Genomic DNA, 5,667 nt, shown 5'->3' on the forward strand with positions numbered 1-5,667 from the left:
CGTAAGTAAGTAAGATCCCTGAGAGAAGATCAGGTAGATAGGATGGAAGTGGAAGTACAGTGATGTATGGAGCGGACCATTACTAATCGATCGAGGACTTAACCGAGGAGTTAGATTAAGAACGAGATGTTCAAGGCAAAAGAAAATAATGATATCTAGTTTTGAGAGCGCAAGCTTTCAAGTAAAAAAGTGTGGTGACGATGGCAAGAAGGATACACCTGTTCCCATTCCGAACACAGAAGTTAAGCTTCTTAACGCCGAAAGTAGTTAGGGGAACGCCCCTTGTGAGGATAGGAAGTTGCCACGCTGATTATTCCGGCATAGCTCAGTTGGTAGAGCACCTGACTGTTAATCAGGCTGTCGACGGTTCGAGTCCGCCTGCCGGAGTCAATGGAGAGTTGTCCGAGAGGCTGAAGGAGCATGATTGGAAATCATGTAAACGGGTAATGATCTGTTTCAAGGGTTCGAATCCCTTACTCTCCGTTAAAAAAATGATGGCCCGTTGGTCAAGTGGTTAAGACACCGCCCTTTCACGGCGGTAACATGGGTTCAAATCCCGTACGGGTCATCCAATGCCGGTTTAGCTCAGCTGGTAGAGCATCGGTATCGTAAACCGAGGGTCACAGGTTCAAGTCCTGCAACCGGCACTCCTAATTCCCGCTCATTTTAAGGGGCGGGTTTTTGTTTTTACCAGCTGGACGAATGATAAGAATGATTGAAGCATCCGCCGTGTGGTGGGTGCTTTTTTGCTATTGTTATGTGATGGGCTAAGATAAAATAGGATCTGCAGTGCGTGTCTTAATTATAAAATAACAACTAAGTCTATACGTTTAGCATTTCAAGCTGGTAAGGTATCTTTTATAAATAAATTAATATTCGATTATAAAGGAAATTGTTTTCTAATTTTAAAAGCTAGTATTGGCGCTATATCAACGTTGCTTAACCCCATTTTAACAACTTAATTTGACGATGATGTGGTTATACAGTACAATATTACTTGTATTTATTTTTTAATCTATCATAATTTCTTAATAGTAATCTGATACTCATTGAAATTATTTTTAATTTACATGTTAACTATTAAGTTGAATTAGTTTGGAGGAATCTATTTATGAATGATAAATCGCAGGATACTGCTTTCTTAGGGCATCCTAAAGGTTTATCCACCCTGTTCTTCACGGAAATGTGGGAACGTTTTAGTTACTACGGGATGCGGGCCATCCTTCTGTACTATATGTACTATTCAGTAACCCAAGGTGGTTTAGGAATTGATAAGACAACTGCTGCTTCGATTATGTCAATCTATGGTTCACTGGTTTATCTTTCCAGTACATTAGGTGGATTTATCAGTGACCGAATCCTTGGTAGTCGGCGGACTGTGTTCTGGGGTGGGGTCCTGATCATGATTGGGCATATCATCTTGGCAACACCATTTGGGAAGGCCGCATTGTTCCTATCAATCCTCTTTATTGTGTTAGGAACTGGGATGCTAAAGCCAAACGTTTCAGAAATGGTTGGTGGTCTTTATGAAGAAGGCGACCAACGGCGTGATTCTGGATTTACGATCTTTGTCTTTGGGATTAATGTTGGTTCCTTGCTAGCACCACTGATTGTTGGTTTCTTAGGTCAGCAGGTTAACTTCCACTTAGGGTTCTCCTTAGCTGCTGTGGGTATGTTCTTTGGTTTATTACAATATACTATTCAAGGCAAGGACTTACCAAAAGATAGTTTGTACCCAACTGATCCAATTGAACCTGATCAGATCAAAAAGTATTCTCTTCGGGTTACAATGGCTGTGGTTGTTTTGGCAGTTATTCTCGGGATCATGGCGGTCTTAGGAAGCTTAAATATTAACAATATCATTAACTTAGTTACTATTTTGGCGATCTTAATTCCTGTTTATTACTTTGCATTGATGTTGCATAGTAAGAAGACAACAAAGGTAGAACGTTCACGGGTAAAAGCATATGTGGCACTATTCATCGCTTCTATCTTGTTCTGGTCAATCGAAGAACAAGGTTCAGTGGTATTAGCTCTCTTTGCCAACGATCAGACTAAGTTATCAATTTTCGGGTTACCTTTCCCAGCTAGTCTTTTCCAATCCTTTAACCCACTCTTTATCTTGTTATACACTCCATTCTTTGCATGGTTGTGGACAAAGATGGGTTCTAAGCAACCATCATCACCAGCTAAGTTTGCCTATGGACTCTTTTTCGCTGGTGCTTCCTTTGTCTGGATGATGTTGCCAGGCATGTTGTATGGAACTGGTGTTAAAGTAAGTCCACTGTGGTTAATCGTAAGTTGGGCTCTTGTTATTGTTGGGGAAATGTTAATTTCACCAATTGGTCTGTCTGTTACAACAAAATTAGCGCCAAAAGCGTTCAAAGCACAGATGATGAGTATTTGGTTCATCGCTGACGCCGTTGCTCAGGCCATCAACGCACAAATTGTTAAATTCTACTCCCAAGGAACAGAAGTTGCCTATTACGGTTGGATTGGTGCCATTACAATTGGCTTCGGGTTAATTGTTCTTTTAATGGTTCCAGCAATCAAACGTTTAATGGATGGGGTTGAATAAACCTAGCATTGAGCTGATATAATTGGAAAACTATTCATGTTAAACATGTATGTTTAATATGGATAGTTTTTTTATTTAGAAGTGTACTTTAGCTAATAGAGAAAAAGGAAGCATATCTTAAATAAGCTAAGAATTAGCGCCTAAATTTACATTTTGAAATTTTTTTGATTTTTTTACAAAAAACACTTGCATTTTTCGGGTGTCCACGTTATTATAATTAAGTCAGTTAGTTACTGATTGATAACAACTTACAAATACTTATGGATGGGTAGCGAAGTCTGGCTAAACGCGGCGGACTGTAAATCCGCTCCTTCGGGTTCGGTGGTTCGAATCCACTCCCATCCACCACATTGGGGTATGGCCAAGCGGTAAGGCAACGGTTTTTGGTACCGTGATGCACTGGTTCGAATCCAGTTACCCCAATTCTTCAAAACGTTACCTTCTTGGGTAACGTTTTTTTATTTACCATGCTAAAATTAAGCTAGCAAATTTATGAACGTATTTAGTAGGAGGAAAAAATGAAAATAGGTTTTATCGGTGCAGGTAATATGGGACGTGCGATCATCAATGGTTGGCTTAACCAACATGCAGTTACAGGAGAAGAAATCTATCTTCATAGTGCACACCGTTCTTCCTATGAGCCGTATGCGCAGGCTCAAGGCTTACATGCTTGTGCAAGCAATGAAGAAGTGGTGAACCAAGCAGATTTGGTCTTTTTGGCCATAAAACCGGCTCAGCTCCGCACTGTACTCTTGGAAGTGAAGGCAGCTTTACTGCGGAAGCGACCAGTGATTGTATCTATGATTGCTGGATGTGATTTAGCAACAATGCGGAAAATTTTAGATCAAGCTGAATTGGAAATGATTCGCATTATGCCAAATGTTAATGTTGAGATTGCAGCGGGGATGACAGCATTAACCCGCAACGAATTTGTGACCACCGATCACTGGCAAGAGGTAGTATCATTGTTCGATACAATTGGGACAACAATTGAGTTAGCAGAGGACAAGTTTAGTATCTTTGCGGCTCTTGCCGGAAGTTCACCTGCTTTTATCTACTTCTTTATTGATGCGTTGGCTCGGGCCGGGGTTAAGTATGGTTTAGATAAGGTCACCGCAACGCAAATTGCTGCGCAAGTAGTTCAAGGGAGCGCTCAGAAAACATTAGCCACTACTAAAACACCTTGGGAACTGGTAGATGAAGTATGTTCTCCAGGGGGAACCACTGTGGCTGGCCTGTTAGCTATGGAAGAAGCAGGTTTTATGACTGCGGTTATTAAGGGAATTGATGCCACAGTCGCTAGAGAAAACGAATAAGTTATGCGAGGGAGTGTGAGAGTGTGAGTTCGCCGATTTATATCAAAATACATAATGAGATTCGGCAGCGAATCGAAGATGGAGAATGGGCCGTTGGGGACCGCATTCCGGCTGAAAGAGAACTGGCAGAGCAGTTTGGGGTTAGTCGGATGACGCTGCGACAAGCGATTCAAACATTAGTAGATGAAGGTTTATTGGAACGACATATTGGAGCAGGGACATTTGTTGCCCGTAAAAAGGTTCAGGAAAAGATGACTGGAGTAACAAGTTTTACCGAGATAACGGAGGCGCAAGGGAAAATGCCGTCTAGTAAAACTATCTCTTATGTTGTGACTACTCCATCGTTAAGTGAAAGCGAGAAACTTAACCTCAAAGCAGGTGAGCGAGTCCTTCGAATGGAACGCATCCGATATGCAGATAATATTCCGATCTGCTTTGAAGTAGCAACTGTTCCTTTTCACTTGGTAAAGAATTTTGATCGTGAACAAATCACGCGATCACTCTATCGGACCTTAGAGCAGCATGGGATGACCATGGGACATGCAGAACAGATTGTTTCGGCGGTAGCAGCTTCTGAGCGGATTGCGGCTTATTTAGGGATTAAACGAGGAGCAGCTGTATTACGTTTGCGCCAGGTCTCACAACTTAAAAATGGGCAACCGTTCGAATATGTACGAACACAGTATGTGGGCAACCGGTTTGAATTCTATCTCGAACGTTAGTTTAAAGTTTTGCGAACAAGTATAGTTTCTAAGGATAAATAAGAGTACAATTAAGGCTACATTATTTAAACTACGGGAGGCAGTGTTATGCGTGGAATGCAGCGTAAGATTATTGAAGAATTAAAAGTTCAACCGCAAATCAATCCCCAAGACGAAATTCGGCGTTCGGTGGATTTTCTAAAAGCATACTTAAAAAAACATCCCTTTTTAAAGGCACTAGTGTTAGGAATTTCTGGCGGACAAGACTCAACTTTGGCAGGGAAATTAAGTCAAATTGCTATCCAAGAATTGCGTAAAGAAACTGGTGTGAATTACCAATTCATTGCAGTGCGGCTACCATATGGTAATCAAGCAGATGAAAGTGATGCAATGGATGCTATCGCTTTTATGAATGCAGACCAGGTGGTAAGGGTCAACATCAAACCGGCAACCGATGCCATGGTAGCGAGCTTAGAGGAAAATGGGCTTGAAATTAGTGATTTTAATAAGGGTAATATCAAAGCACGGCAACGGATGATTGCACAATACGGAATAGCGGGTGCTAATAACGGCGCTGTTGTAGGAACAGACCACGCAGCTGAAGCAGTCACTGGTTTTTATACTAAATTTGGTGATGGTGGTGCTGATATTACACCATTATGGCGGCTGGATAAGCGACAAGGTCGGGCTATGCTGGAAGTTCTAGGAGCCCCACGCCATTTGTATGAAAAGATACCAACTGCTGATTTAGAAGAAGATCGACCTGCTTTACCGGATGAAGTAGCCTTGGGAGTAACTTATTCGGATATTGATGACTATTTAGAAGGCAAAGATGTTACTCCCGATGTAGCTGTCAAAATTGAGAACTGGTTCCAAAAAACCCGCCACAAGCGGCATTTACCAATTACAGTTTATGATGAATTTTGGAAATAACTAATAGATTAGGTAGATTGCAATAAATAACTTGAACAAATTTAATGACGCAGATTAAGCAAAAAGATCTCAATTGGAGTTCGCCAGTTCAAACATTTGAGTGGCCGTGAATTCAGATACCAGTTAATCTGAATCAATT

Annotated in this window: 4 protein-coding genes, 6 tRNA genes, 2 rRNA genes and 1 pseudogene; 12 read left to right on the forward strand and 1 reads right to left on the reverse strand. The window is 41.3% G+C overall.

Annotated features, from left to right (window positions below):
• The 12 genes from G541_RS0108095 to nadE all read left to right on the forward strand — a co-directional run.
• Positions 1-106: ribosomal RNA gene (locus G541_RS0108095) — 23S ribosomal RNA — on the forward strand; the annotation flags it as partial.
• Positions 107-190: 84 nt separating this feature from the next.
• Positions 191-307, forward strand: a 5S ribosomal RNA gene (rrf, locus tag G541_RS0108100).
• A 7-nt stretch (positions 308-314) separates the two neighbouring features.
• Positions 315-387, forward strand: a tRNA-Asn gene (locus G541_RS0108105).
• 5 nt (positions 388-392) lie between these two features.
• Positions 393-483: transfer RNA gene (locus G541_RS0108110), tRNA-Ser, on the forward strand.
• 13 nt (positions 484-496) lie between these two features.
• A tRNA-Glu gene (locus G541_RS0108115) sits at positions 497-568 on the forward strand.
• Between the two features lie 6 nt (positions 569-574).
• Positions 575-647, forward strand: a tRNA-Thr gene (locus G541_RS0108125).
• Positions 648-1,111: 464 nt separating this feature from the next.
• Positions 1,112-2,578: a peptide MFS transporter gene (locus G541_RS0108130; protein WP_009553304.1), complete on the forward strand. Its 1,467-nt coding sequence runs from the start codon at positions 1,112-1,114 to the stop codon at positions 2,576-2,578.
• Between the two features lie 262 nt (positions 2,579-2,840).
• Positions 2,841-2,926: transfer RNA gene (locus G541_RS0108135), tRNA-Tyr, on the forward strand.
• 3 nt (positions 2,927-2,929) lie between these two features.
• Positions 2,930-3,001 (forward strand) — tRNA-Gln (locus tag G541_RS0108140).
• 95 nt (positions 3,002-3,096) lie between these two features.
• A complete protein-coding gene (gene proC, locus G541_RS0108145; RefSeq protein ID WP_027827105.1) occupies positions 3,097-3,894 on the forward strand; it encodes a pyrroline-5-carboxylate reductase in 798 nt (265 codons plus the stop codon).
• Between the two features lie 23 nt (positions 3,895-3,917).
• On the forward strand, positions 3,918-4,616 hold the full coding sequence (locus G541_RS0108150) for a GntR family transcriptional regulator (RefSeq protein ID WP_027827106.1): 699 nt from the start codon (positions 3,918-3,920) through the stop codon (positions 4,614-4,616).
• An 87-nt stretch (positions 4,617-4,703) separates the two neighbouring features.
• Positions 4,704-5,528 carry an ammonia-dependent NAD(+) synthetase gene (gene nadE / locus G541_RS0108155; protein WP_027827107.1) on the forward strand — a complete coding sequence of 275 codons (825 nt, stop codon included), beginning with the start codon at positions 4,704-4,706 and terminating at the stop codon, positions 5,526-5,528.
• Between the two features lie 41 nt (positions 5,529-5,569).
• On the opposite strand, the pseudogene G541_RS10450 reads toward nadE, so the two are convergent.
• Positions 5,570-5,667: pseudogene (locus G541_RS10450) on the reverse strand (IS30 family transposase); the annotation flags it as partial.

The sequence above is a fragment of the Ligilactobacillus saerimneri DSM 16049 genome (assembly GCF_000423265.1).
GTDB lineage: Bacteria > Bacillota > Bacilli > Lactobacillales > Lactobacillaceae > Ligilactobacillus > Ligilactobacillus saerimneri.